Genomic DNA, 19,580 nt, shown 5'->3' with positions numbered 1-19,580 from the left:
TCCTTCGCGGCGGATCACCCTAAATTGGGATCTGCACGCATAATCTTGCAAAGGCAGATACGGCGTTCCGGCCCTAGTTTCAACTGTGAGTGCCCCGTTAAGCCCAACTGCGCCAATATGCCGTGTTATATAATGTATAAGCGGCTGCGCCAGCGACGATATAATAGGTTTTCTGCAAAACTCTGCCTTGCCGTTGTGCAAGATTGGGGCATATGATGAAAAAAATGGGTATGCAGACCATTGGATCAACGAATCCTGCACCAAAGCAATACACCTTAAGATTGCAATACCGGAACATGAATTCGAAATACGGGCAATTTTGTTAACGAATTCGCACCGCCTTTCGAATGGCAAAAAGCGACCCCTACTGATTTCCACAACTTGCTGATAATTGCAAAAAGCCCGGAAACATCGCATTTTAGTGAACCCAAACGTTTTCTGTTAACCTTGTATTTAAAGTTTTAGGCATCAGCGGGCGTCGCCTATTTCCTTAACAGGACCGAGCCGGTACGATGCAAAATGGCGGATAAAGTTTAGTAACGGCTCTTTGACGATCCGGCCGTCACGGTAATTGAGTACGAGGTAGGCGAACAATGGCTTCCAAATCCAAGGCACAGAAGCTCGACCTTGAGGTTGAAAAGGCACTAGAACAGGCACTCGACATCGACTTCGGTGATGATCTCGATATCGATATGGACTTAAGTGCGTTCGACGAGAGCTTCTCGGTCGACGATCTGGAAGAGCAGATTTCGCGCGCTGCTGAAGAGCTGGTCGCGGAACAGAACACGAAGGCAGCAGAGCCGGCGAAGGTCGCAGCAGCGGCAATCGAAACCAGGGTCGCGCCCATCGTTTCTGCATCCGTCATCGCCACGCCTGCCGCGCCGCCCGTGCCGCCGGTGGTCAAAGCCGCACCTTCCGTGCAGCAGCCAATACAGCAAATCGTCGCCAATACGCCGCACAAACCTGCCCCGGTTAAGCCCGACACGACGCAAGCCGCTCCTTCGCCTCAGCTTGCAGACGTGCCGGAAGCTCCGGAAGCCATCCTGCGTCCTGTCGCTCCGGCAGCAACCGTCAGCGTTGCAACGCCCGCAGCACGCACGCCCGCCAATGACGATTCCCGCAACGACCGCGCTATCGCGACCGCACCGCGCCGTGTAACCGAGCGTACATCCAAGCTTTACTGGACCACGACGGCGATCAGCGTGCTTTGGGCCGCCGGTGGCGTCGCGCTTAGCAAGGCTATCGATCCGACTGTCTTCTCCAGTCTTGAAGCCACCAAAAACTTCTTCACCTCACCTGCAGGCATTGGTGTGGTTGCAGGCGTTGCCCTGCCCGTCGCCATGTTCTGGGGCTTTGCGCAGCTTGTGAAGCGTGCGCAGGAAATGCACAACGCTGCGCGCAGCATGTCTGAAGCCGCCATGAAGCTGCTTCAGCCGGAAGCCGTATCGGCTGACCGCGTTTCGACGCTGAGCCAGGCCGTGCGCCGCGAAGTGGCTGCAATGAATGAAGGCATCGAGCGCACGCTTGCCCGTGCGGTCGAGCTGGAAACCCTCGTTCAGTCTGAAGTCAATCAGCTTGAACGCGCCTATAGCGACAATGAAGTTCGTATTCGTTCGCTGGTCGGTGATCTGGGTAATGAGCGTGAAGCCGTTGTCAGTCATGCTGAACGCGTCCGCTCCTCGATTTCCGGCGCGCATGAACAGCTCAAGGAAGAACTGTCGAGCGCATCGAACATCATTCGCGACAATGTTCTGTCTGCTTCCCAGCAGCTCAGCTCGCTGTTGAGCGAATCCGGCGAACGCCTGATCGGCAGCATCAATGAAAGCGGCAGCTCCATTGCCGAAGCCATTGAAACCCGGACCGGCGATATCGGCTCGCGCATCACGACTTCGGGCGAGGCTTTTGCCAATCTGCTCGATACGCGTATCGCGACGCTGGACGAACAGTCCCGCACGATTTCCGAACGCTTCACGACAGCTCTCGACGAACGTGCCGCTGGCATTGCCAACCTGCTCGGCAGCTCCACGGAATCGATGGTCAGCGAATTCGACACGCGCCTTGCCAATCTGGAAGGCACCTTGTCCGAACGCGGTCATGCCCTGCTTTCCGAGTTCGAGGCTCGCGCCCATGCACTCGACAGCAGCACAGAAAAGCTCAACGCCGCTCTGGAAACCCGTTCGCGTCAGATCAACGAAAACCTTATCGCCCGCACGCGTGAAATCGCCGAGACCTTCTCCGGCGGTCGCGCTTCGCTGAGCTCGATGATCGATGAAACCAAGACGAAGATCAGCGACGATCTGACCTCGATCGGTGAAAGCGTTGGCAATCTTCTCGGTGAAAAGGCAGCGGCCTTTGCAGGCAAGCTGGCCGAAAGCCGCGATGTGCTGGCCGCTTCGCTGGAAGGCGAAACCGACCGTGTTTCGGAAGTTATCCGCGGACACGCCGATACGCTGGCGGCCCGCACCGATGACATCCGCAATGCGATTGACGGCAGCGCGTCGGCGCTCAACTCTGTCGCCGACAATCATGCCGCCATTCTGGCAGAGCGTACCAATGCGCTGCAGCAGGCAATGGCGAGCCATTCGGCCCTGCTGGATGCGAGCTTTGCCGATCATGCCCGCTCGCTCGAAGAACGCGCTACCGCGCTGCATACCGTCATCACCGGCAATCAGGCCATGCTTGCTCAGCTGATGGATGAACGCACGGCTGCAATGCGCGATAATTTCAACGAAAATCGCGAAATCATGGCGCGCGCCTTCGATGAACGCGTCAACTCGCTTCAGGCGCTCATTGCCGACAACCAGTCTTCGCTGGCACGCATTCTGGACGAACGCGCCGCAACACTCGGCGAATCCATCGCAGCCGGACGCGATGCTTTCGAAGCAACGCTCGGCGAGCATGTTCGCCATGTCGAAGAACGCACAAGCGGCCTGCGCTCTGTTCTGAGCAACCATAACGACTCGCTGGTTGATATTCTGAACGGTCATGAGCAGACGATTGAAACGCGTGCAGCGGCCATCCGCGCAACGCTGAGCGACAGCACGTCTTCGCTCAATCAGTCCCTGCAAGACCATAGCGACGTTCTGGATCAGCGCACTGCCAATCTGCGCGGCGCAATTGCCGACAGTGCTTCGGCAATCGGTCAGGCTTTCGAAGGTCAGACCGGCATTATCGAAGGACACACCGCCAATCTGCGCAGTGTCATCGCTGAAAGCGGAGCCCTCATCAATCAGGCATTCGCGGGTCAGAACGGCGCCATTGAAGAGCATACTGCCAACCTGCGTAACGTCATTGCGGATAGCAGCGCCGTCATCAACGATGCTTTCGCAGGCCAGACCGGCATTATCGAAGAACGCACGCAGACCATGGAAAAGGCGCTTTCTATCGGCGTCGACAATGTTCGCCGTGCGCTGGAACAGAGCGCCGGTGTTGTTGCCACCTCGCTGCGCGAAAAGATCGGCGAAGCGGCAAGCACGCTTTCCGCAGAAGCAGCCAAGGCCGGTCAGGCTCTGGATGGTTTCGGCGAAGCCTTCAGCGCACGCCTGATCGACAATCTGTCTGGCACGGAAGCCCGGCTTGGTGACCGCGCCGACGCGATTGCCGGACGCCTCGGTGACATCGAAACCCGCCTCACCGGCGAACTCGGTTCCATCGAAGCACGCATTGCCGATACGGCAACCAAGACGAGCGAGACCCTTGCCGGTCACAGCGAGGCTTTTGCAGCCAGCGTTGTCGATAATCTGGCAGGCACCGAAATCCGCCTCAATGAACGCGCTGGCGCTATTGCCAGCGGTCTGGAAGCCATCGAGAACCGCCTCACCGGCGAACTCAGCGCTATCGAGGCTCGCATCGCCGATACCGCATCGAAGACGAGCGAGACCCTTGCCGGTCATAGCGAAACCTTCTCGGTCAGCGTTGCCGACAATCTGGCAGGCACCGAAGCCCGTCTTGCTGAACGCGCCGACGCAATTGCCACCCGTCTCGGTGACATTGGCTCGCGCATCACAATGGAACTCGGTTCTGTGGAAGCCCGCATCGCGCAGGTCACGGATACGACGGCTGTTACGCTTGAAGAGCGCACGCGTGAACTCAATGCAGTTCTCTCTGCCCGCTCGCAGGAAATCACCAAGATCCTCAACGATACGGCAGAGCCGCTGGTACAGCGCCTTGCCGATAGCGGACGCGGTCTGGCACAGCAGCTTGAAGAAGCAACCCATGCCGCAACCGACCGCCTGCGTTCGGAAAATGCCGCTCTGGTCAATGCCCTGGCAAACCGCACGGCAGAAACCATCGCCGCTGTTCAGCAGGCAAAGGCTGGTCTCTCCGACAATGTCAGCGAGCTGATCGACCGCCTCTCCACGTCGAATGGCGAGCTTGGCAAGCTGATCGACGCTGCAACGCGCAACCTGACCGACATCGACGGACGTCTCGTCGACACCACGTCGAGCTTTGTCGAGAACACCAACCGCGCCGCGCAGATGTTCCAGGCATCGACCGGTCTGATCGACACCAATATCGGTACGCTGCGTGCGCTTTCCGATAGCACCCTGTCGCAGATTGCCGACATTGCCGACCGTTTCGAAGACCATGGAAAGGTTCTTTCCTCGGCCTCCGACATGATCAATTCGGCTCAGAACGGTCTGGTTACCACACTGTCCGACCGCCAGCAGGCGCTCGACAAGCTGGCATCCGGCCTCGTCGAAAAGTCGGAAGGCATCGAAAAGCTCATGCAGTCCTTCGAAACTCTGGTTGCTTCGGCATTCCAGCGTGCAGAAGGCCAGACCCGAGCATCGGCGGAAAAGATGCGCGAAAGCGTTTCGGAAATCGTCGAGCAGGCAGCCCAGAAGTTCTCGGCAGCAACCGACGATATCCGTCGCACCGCTGGCGAAATTCGCACTGAGCTGAACACCACGCGTGGCGAGCTGAAGCGCGGCGTTCTCGATATGCCTGCCGAAGCCAAGGAAACCACGACTGCCATGCGCAAGGCCGTGAGTGAGCAGATCAGCGCGCTCAAGGAACTGGCAGAAATCGTCAACAAGTCTGGCCGTCTGGTCGATGTTGGCGAAAGCCGCGCAGACCGCCCGGTTTCGCGTCCTGCGCCCGCTGCACAGCGCCCGGCCCCGGTTCAGGTGCCCGCTGCTCCGGTCGCACAGGCTGATGTCGCCGTTCGGCAGCGTCCGGTTGAAATGCCAAAGGCTCCGGCTGCAACGGCACCTGCTGCCACCGCTGACAAGCCTCGTGGCTGGGTTTCCGATCTCCTTGCCCGCGCATCGCGTGAGGAAGAAGAAGCCGTTCAGCCCAAGGCACAGCCAACCGCCGCTCCACGTTCGCCGAGCCATGTGGTTGAATCGCTGAACTCGCTGTCGGTCGATATCGCCCGCGCTATCGATCATGAAGCATCGGTTGAACTCTGGGACCGCTACCGCCGTGGCGAGCGCAACGTGTTCACCCGTCGCCTCTACACGCTCAAGGGCCAGCAGACGTTTGACGACATCAAGCGCAAGTATCAGACGGATGGCGAATTCCGCCGCGCTGTGGACCGTTACATGGACGACTTCCAGCGCCTGCTTGAAGATGTCGCCCGTAACGACCGCGACAACATGGTGACGCAGACCTATCTGACGTCCGATACCGGCAAGGTTTACACCATGCTGGCCCATGCCAGCGGTCGCCTTCGCTAACAAGCGCCAGAGGCCAAACCATTCAGAACGCGGCCTTCGGGCCGCGTTTTTTATTGCCCCAACGGGAGGAATTTCAGGGAAACCGCTCGTCTCTACGACACGGCAGCGGTTCTCCATAAGTGGCTTTGCGATTACCTGATAAAAAGAAAGGCGGGGTTTGAACCCCGCCTTATTCATTTCTGTCGAATGGCCCGACCGTCGACACTCTAATTCTTTGTTTTAACGCGCATCTTTCCCAAAAACCGTTTCACACTTTTCGGGATGCGCTCTAAATAGCCGAAACCGTCCAGCTGACAATTTCATTTGCGGCACGGTCAAAGGCTGCATCCAGCGCCTTCACGTAAGCCGCATTGCCGGTTCCGCTAACAGGCGCGGTACTGCGAAACACGCGCGTTGCGCGTACTTCACCGGTTTTATCATTCATGAGCTTGATGGCCAGCTCTACAACAGCCGTTCTGGAGCCGCCGCTGACCTGAACGCCGAACATACGAAGATCGGTCAGGATCTGGTAATTGATCGCCAGACCGTCACCCGGACGGCCAACGCCGCCAAACACCCCGGTATTCTCATAGGCCTGGACGAGGCGGGACTGAACGATATTCGTCAGCCTGTCGCCCCACTGCGCGCCCTTGAGATACTCGATGGAACCCGGCGCGGAACTGATCACGATGTTTTCGCTGTCGAGCGCCTTCAACGCCGTCGGCGTTGGGATCAGCAACTGCAAGCTCTTGCGGCTCGGCGACGAAACCGCTGGCTTCGGCGTCGAGAGGTTAAACGTATCGAGAGGTGTCGTTCCACAGCCAGCAAGAAGCGCCGCCAGAACGAGAGAAACGGAACCCGCAAGAGGAAGGTTGCGACGCGATTTCACGCCCATAAACCCGCTTTTCGAATTTTCAGCCGAGAATATCAATGACGCGCCCTTCCATTATACTGAGGTACACTGCCTTGCCCGCCGAAAATCAAACGTTGCGGGTTGCGTTCGAGCTCTGTGATGGCCTGCTCGATGCGCTGTATGGAGCGGCGGCTATCAACAACCACCGACTGCACGTCCCGAAGACCCTGGCCGGAGAAACGCTGCAAGTTGTCTGCAATGGGTCCCAAACGCTTGTCGAGATTGTCTGAAGTCTGACGAATGGATTCAAGCGTTGCCTTGGCCTGCGCCACAACACCGTCCTTGTCGTCCGTGGACAAGAGCTTGTCGGTCTTGGCCAGAATACCGTCAACACGAACCGAAGCAGCGTTGAGACGCGCCATCGTTTCCTTCGCGTCCTCGATGATCTGCCTGATATTACCGGCGTTGGAGCCGAGTTCGTCGATGACATCGGCATTCTTGGCCAATGCATCGGTGAATGTCTTGGTGTTGTTGATCGTGTCGGTCAGAGGACCACGGGCCTCTTTGACAAAACCTTCCAGCTCGCCGAGAACGGTGTTGGCGCGTCCAAAAATGTCCTGCGCCGTGGCAAGGAGATTGTTGACCGCAGACGGGTCGGCATCGATACGTGCAACGGTATCTTCCTTGGCCGCTTCCGTCAGCAGGTTCGGTTCATCCAGACGACCGCCTTTGAGTTCAATATAGGCCTGACCGGTCAGTCCCTGAAAACCAAGCGTTGCAGCAGTCGAACGCGTGATGGGCGTGCTGCCGTTTACGCGGGTCTGCACGATCACCATTTCCGGGTTGCTCTCATCGAGATGCAAACCACGAACATCACCGACCTTGATACCGTTGAAGAGCACCTGGCTGCCGACGGACAAGCCCGTCACAGAGCCTGGAATTCGCACATCCATGGGAATGGAATCGCGAGCCTCACCGAAGCGTGCGATCCAGTACACGAATCCGAAAGCCAGCAGGCTGACAAGCAGCGTGAAAACCCCGACCAGAACGTAATTGGCTTTTGTTTCCATATCTTATCCCGTCTGCAAGCGGCTGCCGGGCCGCCGTCTTGTTGGCGCCGAAGGATCAATCTGGCGCGCGCGCTTGCCCCGAAAATAGGATTTAACCCAAGGATCGTCTACATGCAGCATGTCTTCGATTGTGCCACTGACCAGCACTTTCTTGTTGCCCAGAACAGCTATCCGGTCGCAGATAGCGAATAGACTGTCGAGATCGTGCGTGACCATATAGACGGTCAGGCCCATCGTATCGCGCAGGTTCGCGATCAGTTCGTCGAACTCCGCAGCACCTATCGGATCAAGCCCCGATGTCGGTTCGTCGAGAAAGACGATGTCCGGATCGAGCGCCAGCGCACGCGCCAAAGCGGCGCGCTTGATCATGCCGCCAGAAAGCTCCGACGGAAATTTCTCTGCCGTATCCGGCTTCAGTCCCACCAGATCGATCTTCAGTCGCGCCAGCTCATCCATCAGCTTTGGCGACAGATCGAGATATTCACGCATCGGCACCTGAATATTCTCAAGCACATTGAGCGCGGAAAACAGTGCACCATGCTGGAAGAGAACGCCCATCCGCATGTCGATGGCCATTTTTTCCATCTCATTGAGGCGATCAATGTTGCGACCGAGAATCTCGATTTCGCCAGACTGCTTCTTGTTCAGCCCTAGAATGGTGCGCATCAGCACGGACTTGCCCGATCCCGACGGACCGATGAAGCCCAGTACCTCGCCCTTGTAAATGTCGAGCGAAAGCTTATCCAGCACCGGCGAACGGCCAAACGAAACCGTCACGTCGCGTACCGATATGATCGGTTTCGTCGTGTGATGGCTTTCATCCTGCTGTGGTTGCGACTCTACGTCGATACCGTTCTCCATATCTATTCTTTAACCGAGCCAAGCTTCCGACTGAACAGCCGAAAGCGACCGCAGGTTCAGTTTTCTGTGTAACTGTGTCTCAAAGACCCCAAACAAAACAACGGTCATACAAATCTCTAGAAATTAATCGCTGCGTAGAACATCGCAAACATGCCGTCGACGACGATAACCACGAAAATCGCCTTCACCACCGATGCGGTGACCCGGCGACCAAGCGATTCTGCGCTTCCGCCGACCTTCATACCTTCGACCGAAGCGAGAATACCGATGATCATCGCCATGAATGGCGCTTTGATCAAACCAGCAAAATAGGTGTTCAGCGCCACGGCATCATGCAGACGGCTGATAAAGGCCTCTGGCGAGATATTGGAATAAAACCACGCGACGCCGCCCGCCCCGACCAATGCAGCCAGATTGGATATAATGGTCAGCAGCGGCAACACGATCACAAGCGCGACGAGGCGCGGAAACACCAGAACACCAACGGGATTGAGCCCGATGACCGTCAACGCATCGGTTTCCTCGCGCATTTTCATGGAGCCGATTTCCGCCGTTATCGCGCTGCCGGAACGACCGGCGATCATGATCGCGGTCAAAAGCACACCCAATTCACGCAAGACCAGAATGCCGACCAGATCGACGACGAAAATTTCAGCACCGAAATAGCGCAGCTGAAACGCTCCCTGCTGCGCGATGATCGCGCCGACGATGGTCGACATCAGGATGATAATGGGAATGGCGCCGACGCCCATGCGGTCCATCTGCGTTACGATGGCTGCAATCGGAATGCCGCTTCCGCGACCATATTTGAGCTGCGCGCCACGAATAGTCGCGCCCAGAATATGCATCGACATTTTAAAGTCGTCGAAAATCGATACGACACCGCCCCCCAAAGCGGCCAGAAACGCTATCAGAAAGAACGGCTTCTTGACACGCGGAACATCGAGCGCCCGCTCTACCGCTCCGCCAACCTCATCCATTAGCGGAGACCAGGATTCACGGACACCTTCAAGCTTCACATCAACCTTGTTGGTGAGCAGACGCTGCCTCAACCGCTCGACAAGCCAAGCGCCAGCCGTGTCGAGGCCCGATATACCGGAAGCATCGATTTGTATGGATTGACCATCCGCGACTTTTTCGAGGCTGCGCATTTTGTCATCGACGAGATGGACGCTTTGCGAAACCCAGCGCCCACTCAGGCGAACAAGGCGCACGCCATCCTGATCCGTCACATCGATCTTTGGCGCGACATTCGCAGCAGCCCTTGCTTTGTCAGCAGTGTCGGTCAACATGGCAAACCTCATATACGAGTCGTAACACGACCGAAATACAACGTATTGGAGCATCCGCCCGATGAATCAGACGAATACCCCAATTTCGCGCTCTCACGCACTATCTCATCCCAAAAGCCCATCAACTTTTCGGGATTAAGATTCGGAAGGCTCTCCATGCAGAATACCTTGAACATCCTCGTTGAACGCTACCCTATCGCTGGAAAATTCACAATTTCTCGCGGATCGAAGACCGAAGCTGCTGTTGTTGTGTGTGCAATCGGCAACGGTGAGCATCTGGGGCGCGGCGAATGCGTTCCTTATGCGCGCTATGGTGAGAGCATTGAAAGCGTCACTGCCGCGATCGAAGCCGTCCGGGCAGAAATCGAAAGCGGCGCGACACGTCAGGACATTCAGAAGCTGATGCCCGCGGGTGCCGCGCGCAACGCTGTCGACTGCGCCTTGTGGGATCTGGAGGCCAAGATCACCGGTAAAAGTGTTGCCTATACGCTGGGCGGTGAATTCAAGCCGCTTGAAACGGCGATTACCGTTTCGCTGGGCACGCCAGAGGAAATGGCAGAATCCACGGCCAAAGTTGCACATTACCCTCTGATCAAGGTGAAGATGGGCGGCGAAAATGACATTGAGCGCATTCGCGCTGTCGCCGCCGCGGCACCGAACAGCCGGATCATCATTGATGCAAACGAAGGCTGGACCGACGCGAACATTGCCGAAAACATGCGCGCTGCCGCCGATGCGGGCGTGATCCTGATCGAGCAGCCCCTACCCGCTGGCAAGGATGCGATCCTGAGCCAGATCGAGCGTCCAGTCATGATCTGCGCCGATGAAAGCGTTCATACGTCAGAGGGTCTGGAAGAACTTGCGAAGCGCTACGATGCGGTGAACATCAAGCTCGACAAGGCAGGCGGACTGACCGAAGGTCTGGTGATGCGCGAAAAGGCCATTGGTCTTGGCCTGAAAATCATGGTCGGCTGCATGGTCGGTACATCGCTCGGTATGGCGCCCGCAGTGCTGCTCGCCCAGAAGGCAACGGTGGTGGATCTGGACGGACCACTACTGCTTGCACATGACCGCGATCCGGGCCTTCGTTACGACGGCGCGCTTGTTTACCCGCCGGAAGCGACCGTCTGGGGCTGAGCTGCCTCTCGATAATCTCGAACTGGCGGACGATCACCGGCAATCGAGGTCAAAGCCTCTTCAAAGATGTCGGCGCAGGTTTCCCAGGTGAAGGGTTTTAGAACCTGTTCGGGATCGAATGGTTCAAGCTCCAGCGCGGCCAAGCAGGCCGCGCGCAAATCTTCGGAAAGAACACCTGCGCCCGTCGCGCCGATGACGTCTTTTGATCCCGGTACGGGAAATGCCGCAACAGGCAGGCCGGATGAAATCGCCTCAAGCAGTACGAGACCGAACGTATCTGTCCGGCTGGGGAAAACGAAGACGTCTGCGGAAGCATAGGTTTCCGCAAGCGCCTCGCCTTCCCGCTTGCCGACAAATACCGCATCCGGGAAGCGTGTTTTCAGATCATCAAGCGCTGGACCATCACCGACAATCAATTTGGTGCCGGGAAGATCGAGACTGAGAAAGGCCGGAAGATTCTTTTCCGTCGCAACACGTCCAACGCAGATGAAGACTGGCCCCGGCAGATCGCGGTTCACATTGGCGCGGGCGTGGAAGACACCCCGATCCACGCCGCGCGTCCATAGATTGAGACCGGTAAAGCCGCGCTCTTTCAGATCATCGAGAATGGACTGTGTGGGAACGAGCGTATGCGAAGCGGCATTGTGGAAGTGCCGCAGAAACGCGTAGCTCCAGCTCAACGGAACCGGAAAGCGCTCCGCCACATATTCAGGAAAGCGCGTGTGAAAACTGGTGGTAAAACTCCAGCCCATTTTCAGGCACGCCTGCCGCGCCATGTAGCCCAGCGGGCCCTCGGTGGCGATATGGATATAATCCGGCTTCATCTGGACGAGCCGCCGCCGAAATGCACCGGGCGTCGTGAGAGCAAGCCTGATCTCGGGATAGGTCGGGCACGGAAACGACTTATAATCGAGTGGGGAAACGACGACCACCTCGTAACCCCGTGCACGCATCATTTCCTGGCATTTGGTCAGTGTCCGAACAACACCGTTGACTTGTGGATGCCAGGCGTCGGTGACGATGACGAGCTTGTTCATCCGGCAATTTTCGCCGCATTACGGGCAGTGCGGGGAAGCCGGACTATTCTGTTGCCGTCAGAGGAAGTATCGTGAGAAATGGCCTTGCCGCCGGACGATTTCTCGTCGCGCATCTGGGTCCAGCTGACCAGTTCCATACGCCCGTCGAAATGCTCCAGCACCGCTGTGCAGCTTTCCACCCAGTCGCCGGTGTTGATATATTCAACATCATTCATCTTTTCGATGGTGGCGTGGTGAATATGGCCGCAAATGACGCCATCAACACCGATACGCTTCGCCTCTTCCGACACCACCGTTTCAAACTCACCGATGAAATTAACCGCCTTCTTCACCCGGAACTTTGCCCAGGCCGAAAATGACCAGTAGCGCAGACCGAACAGGGACCGCACACGGTTCATCAATGTGTTGATCCAGATCGCGGTATCGTAGGCCCAGTCGCCGAGATAAGCGATAAAGCGCGCATTGCGCACCACCACGTCGAACTGATCGCCGTGGATCACAAGAAACTTGCGGCCATCCGCCGTCTCGTGAATGGAGCGGTTCATGACTTCAATGCCGCCAAAATGTGTTCCCTGAAAATTACGCAGGAACTCATCGTGATTGCCGGCAATATAGATGATGTTGGTGCCCTTGCGGCTTTTGCGCAGCAGCTTCTGGACAACGTCGTTATGTTCCTGCGGCCAGTGCCAGTTGCGCCGCAACCGCCAGCCGTCGACGATGTCGCCGACCAGATAAATCGTATCCGCATCATGATAACGCAGGAAATCGAGAAGCAGGTCGGCCTGCGCGGCCTTTGAACCCAAATGCACATCCGAGATGAAAATCGTCCGGAATTTCTTCGCCTGTGCTGCGTCAGTGCTCATTTTGGTTGTCCCTCTCAATGGCAACCTGAAACTGCATGCAGAGAACCTGATTCATGTCACAGAGGCATGACGGGACTGTAACGCGCATATGACAGCGGCGAACGGGCTGACAGCCATCTGAAAGCTATGATCACCAAATATTGTGCGTGAAAAACACCGAAAAATGCCCAATTCGAGCACGAGAAAAGTGGACACATCACCGCGTCAACCAGAATCCGGTTGATTGCACTTGGTGCTTGGTGGCATGTCTCCATGACCTTTAAAAAAGCAAAGAGGATCGAGCCGTGGATTTGGGCTTGAAAGGTCGCAAGGCAATCGTATGCGCTTCCAGCAAAGGTCTGGGCCGCGCCTGCGCCGAAGCACTGGCTGAAGCAGGATGCGATATCGTGCTGAACGGTCGAAGTGAAGAAACGCTGCTTGAAGCAGCTGAAGCCATCCGCTCAGCCTATGGCGTCAATGTGGTTGCCGTGGCTGCTGATGTTTCGACCCCGGAAGGCCAGCTGGCTTTGCTTGCCGCCTGCCCCAACCCCGATATTCTCGTCAACAACAATGGCGGGCCGCCGTTCCGCGACTTCCGCCTGCTCGACCGCGAAGCCATTCTCGATGGCGTGACCCAGAACATGGTCACCCCGCTTGAGCTGATCAAGGCCGTCATCGACGGCATGGTCGAGCGCGGCTTTGGACGTATCGTCAACATCACCTCCACTTCAGTTTATGCGCCCATTCCAGGGCTCGACCTGTCGTCCGGCGCCCGTGCCGGGTTGACGGCCTTTCTGGCTGGCGTTGCGCGCACCGTTGCAGGGGCCAATGTCACCATTAACAATATTCTGCCCGGCGCCTTCGATACGGACCGTCTGCGCAAGGGCTTTGCCTTCTCCGCGCAGAAGACCGGCACCACCGCAGAAGCGGAAGCCGCAAAACGCGCGGCGCGTATCCCGGCCGGACGGATTGGCCAGCCGGAAGAGTTCGGAAAGGCTTGCGCCTTTCTCTGCTCGCAGCATGCAGGCTATATAACGGGCCAGAATCTCGTTATTGACGGCGGCGCTTATCAAAGTGCCTTCTGATGCGGCCACAACATTACAGATAAACTCATTCTCCAAAACGGGCCTAATGGGACGTGAGAGTTTAAGCTAAAACCCAAAGCGCCCGACCCACGTGTTTAAAGGCTCGGTGTGCATGTGATTGCACCCTCCACGCGCCGCTCATCATCCCGGCGGTGCGGAAAAATGGAAAGCGATGCGACTATGACCAAGAAAACTCCTTCCACGCCGACGCGTTCGGACTTCGATGAAGCAGCCCTGTTTTTCCATCGATATCCGAAGCCCGGAAAGCTGGAAATTCAGGCAACCAAGCCGCTCGGAAACCAGCGAGACCTTGCGCTCGCTTATTCGCCGGGCGTGGCCGCGCCCTGCCTCGCTATTCAGGAAGACCCGGCAACCGCTGCCGAATATACGGCGCGCGGCAACCTCGTCGCGGTTGTTTCGAACGGTACGGCTGTTCTCGGCCTCGGCAATATCGGCGCGCTTGCATCGAAGCCGGTTATGGAAGGCAAGGCCGTCCTGTTCAAGAAATTCGCCGATATCGATGTTTTTGATATCGAAATCGATGCGCTTGAAATCAACCGCGTTGTCGATGTGGTTTCCGCTCTTGAACCGACCTTCGGCGGCATTAATCTGGAAGACATCAAGGCACCGGAATGTTTCGAAGTTGAAGAACAGCTTCGCGCCAAGATGAATATTCCGGTTTTCCATGACGACCAGCATGGTACGGCGATCATCGTGGCCGCCGCTGTGCTGAACGGTCTGGAACTTGCAGGCAAGCAGATTGCAGACGCCAAGATCGTCACCTCCGGTGCCGGTGCGGCGGCTCTCGCCTGCCTCAATCTTCTCGTCAATCTCGGCGCCAAGCGTGAAAACATCTGGGTCTGCGATCTGGAAGGCGTGGTCTATGAAGGCCGCAACACGCTGATGGACCGCTGGAAAGAAATCTATGCGCAGAAGACCGACGCACGCACGCTGGCCGATGTCATCGGTGGTGCAGATGTTTTCCTCGGCCTTTCAGCCGCGGGCGTCCTGAAGCCGGAACTGCTCAATCAGATGGCCGAAAAGCCGCTGATCATGGCGCTTGCCAATCCAAAGCCGGAAATCATGCCAGAGGAGGCACGCGCTGCGCGCGCCGACGCCATGATCTGCACCGGACGCTCCGACTATCCGAACCAGGTCAACAACGTTCTTTGCTTCCCGTACATCTTCCGCGGCGCGCTCGATGTCGGCGCAACCGCGATCAATGAAGAGATGAAGCTTGCCGCCGTGCGGGCCATTGCATCGCTTGCGCGTGAAGAACCTTCCGATGTGGCCGCCAAGGCTTATTCCGGCGACACGCCGACCTTCGGCCCGGATTACATCATTCCGTCGCCTTTCGATCAGCGCCTGATCCTTCGTATTGCTCCGGCTGTCGCCAAGGCTGCGATGGAAACCGGTGTCGCCACGCGCCCGATCGAAGATATGGAAGCCTATCTCGACAGGCTGAACCGCTTCGTGTTCCGCTCGGGCCTCATCATGAAGCCGGTCTTCGCGGCCGCCCGCTCGCAAGACAAGCCGAAGCGCGTCATCTACGCCGATGGTGAAGACGAACGTGTGCTGCGCGCTGCGCAGGTGGTGATCGAAGAACGTATCGCTGCGCCGATCCTCGTCGGTCGTCCACAGGTTGTTGAAACACGCCTGCGCCGTTATGGCCTGAAAATCCGTCAGGGCGTCGATTTCGAACTGATCAACCCTGAAGACGATCCACGCTACCGCGACTATGTCGACCTGTACCTGTCCTATACGGGCCGTCAGGGCGTCACGCCGGAAGCTGCCCGCACCATCGTGCGCACCAATTCGACCGCCATTGCGGCACTCGCCGTGATGCGTGACGAAGCGGATGCGATGATCTGCGGCCTCGAAGGCCGGTTCGAACGCCATCTGCGCGTTGTGCGCCAGATCATCGGCATTGTGCCGGGTATCCGCGATTACTCCGCACTCAGCCTGCTGATTTCGCAGCGCGGCGCGCTGTTCCTGACCGACACCTATGTGAATGTCGATCCGAATGCGAGTGAGCTTGCCGAAATGGCAATTCTCGCCGCCAAGGAAATCGACCGTTTCGGTATCGTCCCGAAAGCTGCACTCGTTTCGCATTCGAACTTCGGTTCGAAGGAAAGCGCCAGTGCGGAAAAGATGCGTCAGGCTGCGGCCATTCTCGCGGAAAAGGCTCCAGATCTTGAATCTGACGGCGAAATGCACGGTGACTCGGCCCTGTCTCAGGCGCTGCGCGACCGCGTATTCCCGAATTCGCGCCTCAAGGGTGAAGCCAACCTTCTGGTTTTCCCGAACCTCGATGCGGCGAATATCACGCTGAACGTCGTCAAGACCGTCACCGATGCGCTGCATGTCGGCCCGATCCTGCTCGGTGCGGCCCGCCCGGCACATATTCTGACGCCTTCGGTCACATCACGCGGCGTCGTCAACATGACCGCTCTGTCGATTGTGGAAGCGCTGCAGCGCGCAGGCGAAGCGCCTGCCCGCAAGGCAAAACTTCGCAAGTAAGCACCTTCCAAAACAAGAAAGCCGGCACAGTATCCACTGCGCCGGCTTTTTTTGTTTCTATCGAAACGAACCGATCAGGGCTGTCGGCTTTGAGCTTTTTCCGGCCCCATCAGCACCAAGAGGTCGGCCAGCTCGGGCCCGTGAGCCTGTCCGGTCAGCGCCAGACGCAACGGCATGAAGAGCCCCTTGCCCTTGCGTCCCGTTTCCGACTTGATCGCATCCGTCCACATCTTCCAGGTCTGCTGATCCCAGGGGGCTGCTGGCAGAAGCGTGAACGCGGTGCGCGCGAATTCGCGATCTTCATCCGACAGTTCCGGCGCTTCCGGCAAATCGCCGGTCACGATCTGCCACCAATGCTGCACATCGCCGAAGCGATCCAGATTACCCCGCACAACGAGCCAGAATGGCTCGGCCTTCTCGCCTTCAATACCAAGCGCTGTGACACGCGGCTTGGCATCTGCAAAAGACATTTCGTGCAACAATGCGCGATTGAGTGTGTCCAGTTCTGCCGGGTCGAACTTGGCCGACGATTTTGAAATCGACGCAAGATCGAAACGTTCTGCCAGCGCATCCATGGTTGGTGCAGCGGCGACGTTTTCCGACGTGCCTATGAGGATAGCCAGCGAAGCAACCGCCATCGGCTCGTAGCCATTTTCACGCAACGAGCCGACCGAAAGCGCACCCGTGCGCTTTGAAAGTCCTTCGCCCGTCGTGGTCGTCAGCAGATTATGGTGTCCGAAGACTGGCGGCTCAGCGCCAAGTGCACGGAAGATCGCAATCTGCACACCTGTATTCGTCACATGGTCGTCGCCACGGATAATATGGCTGACGCCGAGATCGATATCATCCACGACCGAAGGCAGCGTATAGAGATAGGTGCCGTCTTCACGCACCAGCACCGGATCCGACATGGATGCCAGATCGACGACCTGTGGACCACGCACCAGATCCTCCCAATGAACTTCGGTGCGCTGTGTTACGAACGGATCGCTCTCGAAATTCGGCAGCAGGAAACGCCAATGCGGCTTGCGGCCTTCCGCCTCGAAAGCAGCCTTTTCCGCATCGGTGATTTTCAGCGCCTCGCGGCCATAAACCGGCGGCAGGCGGCGCGCGAGACGCAGCTTGCGGCGGCGCTCCAGTTCGTCAGCGGTTTCATAGCAGGCATAAAGCAGGCCTGCGGCCTTCAGCTTTTCCACTGCGCGGGCATAAACATCAAAACGCTTCGACTGATATTCGATGCGGTCTGGTTTCACGCCCAGCCAGTCGAGATCGACGGCGATGGCCTCGGCATATTCCACACGCGACCGTTCAACATCCGTATCGTCATAGCGCAGGATGAATCTGCCGCCGTTTTTCTTGGCAAAAAGCCAATTGGACAGCGCAGTGCGCGTGTTGCCGATATGAATATAGCCCGTCGGCGACGGAGCGAAACGCACAGTTACAGTCATTTCAAAGGCTTTCAGTCAGTATGTTCAGCGGTCGCGGAAGCGGTTCGTTATGGGATAACGGCGATCGCGTCCAAAATTCTTCCTGGTAATCTTTACACCCGGTGCAGATTGCCTGCGCTTGTATTCAGCCAGATAGAGCAGATGTTCGATCCGTTGCACGGTCTCAACCGGATGACCACGCGCAACAATATCAGCATTGCTCATTTCGTTTTCGACCAGACATTCCAGAATATCGTCGAGCACCGGATAAGGCGGCAAGCTGTCCTGATCGGTCTGGTTCTCGCGCAATTCGGCGGACGGCGCCTTGGAGATGATATTGTATGGGATCACCTCGCCTGTCGGTCCGAGCGAACCTTGCGGAACATGGCTGTTGCGCCATTCCGACATCGCATAGACCTGCATCTTGTACACGTCCTTGATCGGATTGAAGCCGCCATTCATGTCGCCATAGAGCGTGGCGTAACCGACCGACATTTCAGACTTGTTGCCGGTCGTGACGACCATGGAGCCGAACTTGTTCGACACGGCCATCAGGATCGTGCCACGCGCACGGCTTTGCAGGTTTTCTTCGGTCACGCCGCTATTGGTTCCGGCAAAGAGCGGTTGAAGCGCGCTCATGAAGCCTTCGACCGGCTCAGCAATTGGCACGATATCGTAACGCACCCCAAGCGCCTTGGCGCAATCGGCTGCATCTTTCAGGGATTCATCCGACGTATAGCGGTATGGCAACATGATGCAGCGCACACGCTCCGGCCCCAATGCATCGACGCCCATGGCAGCGCAGATTGCGGAGTCGATACCGCCCGAAAGACCGAGAACGACATCTTTGAAACCGTTCTTGTTCACATAGTCGCGCAGGCCCAACACGCACGCGGAATAGTCCGTCTCCAACCCTTCCGGAAGTGTGGCTTTCTCGCCCTCTTCGCAACGCCACGTGTCACCGTCACGTTGCCAGATGGTCAAGGCAATCTGCTCGGCAAATTGCGGCATTTGCAGGCACGGGAAATTATTGCCCGGATTGAAAGCGAATGACGCGCCGTCGAAGACAAGCTCATCCTGTCCGCCAACCTGATTGACATAGAGCATCGGCAATTCTGCCAGCAGCACCTGCTTCAAAACGACTTGGTAGCGAAGGTCCAGCTTGCCCCGATGATAGGGAGAGCCGTTGGGCACGAGAAGGAATTCCGCGCCGCTCTCGGCAAGTGTTTCCGAAACGCCAAGTTCACCCCAGATATCCTCACAGATCGGAATACCGATGCGCACGCCGCGGAAATTGACCGGGCCAAGCAATGGCCCCGCCTCGAAAACGCGCTTTTCGTCAAATTCACCGTAATTCGGCAGATCAACCTTGAACCGCTCGGCGATGACCTCACCGCCATCCAGCACCATGACCGAATTATGCAAACCGCTCTCACGCCGCAAAGGGGTTCCGATGATAACCCCCGGCCCGCCATCCGCCGTATCGGCGGCGAGTTCGCGCACTGCATTCTCGCAGGACGCGACGAAGGACGGCTTCAGCACCAGATCCTCAGGCGGATAACCGGCAATGAACAGCTCTGTGAACAGGATGAGATCGGCCTTCATCTCGGCAGCCTGCGCGCGAGCCGCGCGAGCTTTAACAAGATTTCCGGCGATATCGCCCATGACGGGATTGAGCTGCGCGACTGCAATACGAAGCATAATGAGATTCTCACCAACACTATTTCTGTCAGAGATTTAGCGTGGGAGTGGAGGGGATGCAATGACCGGTACGCCTCCCCTCCGGCGTTTAATCT

12 protein-coding genes are annotated in these 19,580 nt (G+C 57.5%); 4 read left to right on the top strand and 8 right to left on the bottom strand.

Annotated elements, in window-relative coordinates; all coding sequences use genetic code 11:
* Window positions 1-593 precede the first annotated feature (593 nt).
* The gene (locus QBD01_RS23940) at window positions 594-5,681 is read left to right on the top strand and encodes a kinesin (RefSeq protein ID WP_280994828.1); all 5,088 of its coding nucleotides are present in this window, start codon (window positions 594-596) and stop codon (window positions 5,679-5,681) included.
* A 268-nt stretch (window positions 5,682-5,949) separates the two neighbouring features.
* Here the strand turns inward: QBD01_RS23940 and QBD01_RS23935 are convergent, their stop codons facing one another.
* From QBD01_RS23935 to QBD01_RS23920, 4 genes are all read right to left on the bottom strand, one after another.
* Window positions 5,950-6,555 carry an ABC-type transport auxiliary lipoprotein family protein gene (locus QBD01_RS23935; protein ID WP_280994827.1) on the bottom strand — a complete coding sequence of 202 codons (606 nt, stop codon included), beginning with the start codon at window positions 6,553-6,555 and terminating at the stop codon, window positions 5,950-5,952.
* A gap of 32 nt (window positions 6,556-6,587) precedes the next feature.
* The gene (locus QBD01_RS23930; protein WP_280994826.1) at window positions 6,588-7,583 is read right to left on the bottom strand and encodes an MlaD family protein; all 996 of its coding nucleotides are present in this window, start codon (window positions 7,581-7,583) and stop codon (window positions 6,588-6,590) included.
* Window positions 7,584-7,586: 3 nt separating this feature from the next.
* On the bottom strand, window positions 7,587-8,444 hold the full coding sequence (locus QBD01_RS23925) for an ABC transporter ATP-binding protein (protein WP_280994825.1): 858 nt from the start codon (window positions 8,442-8,444) through the stop codon (window positions 7,587-7,589).
* Window positions 8,445-8,560: 116 nt separating this feature from the next.
* On the bottom strand, window positions 8,561-9,736 hold the full coding sequence (locus QBD01_RS23920) for an ABC transporter permease (protein ID WP_280994824.1): 1,176 nt from the start codon (window positions 9,734-9,736) through the stop codon (window positions 8,561-8,563).
* 156 nt (window positions 9,737-9,892) lie between these two features.
* On the opposite strand from QBD01_RS23920, the gene dgcA reads away from it, so the two are divergent.
* Window positions 9,893-10,873: an N-acetyl-D-Glu racemase DgcA gene (gene dgcA, locus QBD01_RS23915; protein ID WP_280994823.1), complete on the top strand. Its 981-nt coding sequence runs from the start codon at window positions 9,893-9,895 to the stop codon at window positions 10,871-10,873.
* Here dgcA and QBD01_RS23910 read toward each other — a convergent pair.
* The gene (locus QBD01_RS23910; RefSeq protein WP_280994822.1) at window positions 10,843-11,910 is read right to left on the bottom strand and encodes a glycosyltransferase family 1 protein; all 1,068 of its coding nucleotides are present in this window, start codon (window positions 11,908-11,910) and stop codon (window positions 10,843-10,845) included. The genes dgcA and QBD01_RS23910 overlap by 31 nt on opposite strands.
* Window positions 11,907-12,773 carry a UDP-2,3-diacylglucosamine diphosphatase gene (locus tag QBD01_RS23905; RefSeq protein ID WP_280994821.1) on the bottom strand — a complete coding sequence of 289 codons (867 nt, stop codon included), beginning with the start codon at window positions 12,771-12,773 and terminating at the stop codon, window positions 11,907-11,909. The genes QBD01_RS23910 and QBD01_RS23905 overlap by 4 nt, the downstream gene beginning before the upstream one ends.
* A 284-nt stretch (window positions 12,774-13,057) precedes the next feature.
* Here QBD01_RS23905 and QBD01_RS23900 point away from each other — a divergent pair, with 284 nt between their 5' ends.
* Together QBD01_RS23900 and QBD01_RS23895 are read left to right on the top strand one after the other, a co-directional pair.
* Window positions 13,058-13,837, top strand: coding sequence for an SDR family oxidoreductase (locus QBD01_RS23900; protein ID WP_280994820.1), 780 nt, complete (start codon window positions 13,058-13,060; stop codon window positions 13,835-13,837).
* 180 nt (window positions 13,838-14,017) lie between these two features.
* Entirely contained in the window at window positions 14,018-16,357 is a 2,340-nt protein-coding gene (locus tag QBD01_RS23895; protein WP_280994819.1) for an NADP-dependent malic enzyme, read from the top strand.
* A gap of 74 nt (window positions 16,358-16,431) precedes the next feature.
* Here QBD01_RS23895 and gltX read toward each other — a convergent pair whose 3' ends face one another.
* Window positions 16,432-17,805, bottom strand: coding sequence for a glutamate--tRNA ligase (gltX, locus tag QBD01_RS23890; RefSeq protein WP_280994818.1), 1,374 nt, complete (start codon window positions 17,803-17,805; stop codon window positions 16,432-16,434).
* A gap of 24 nt (window positions 17,806-17,829) precedes the next feature.
* Window positions 17,830-19,485: an NAD+ synthase gene (locus tag QBD01_RS23885; RefSeq protein WP_280994817.1), complete on the bottom strand. Its 1,656-nt coding sequence runs from the start codon at window positions 19,483-19,485 to the stop codon at window positions 17,830-17,832.
* Window positions 19,486-19,580 lie beyond the last annotated feature (95 nt).

The sequence above is a fragment of the Ochrobactrum sp. 19YEA23 genome (genome assembly GCF_029909865.1).
Lineage (GTDB): Bacteria > Pseudomonadota > Alphaproteobacteria > Rhizobiales > Rhizobiaceae > Brucella > Brucella gambitense.
This window is presented reverse-complemented; position numbering and strand designations above follow the sequence as displayed.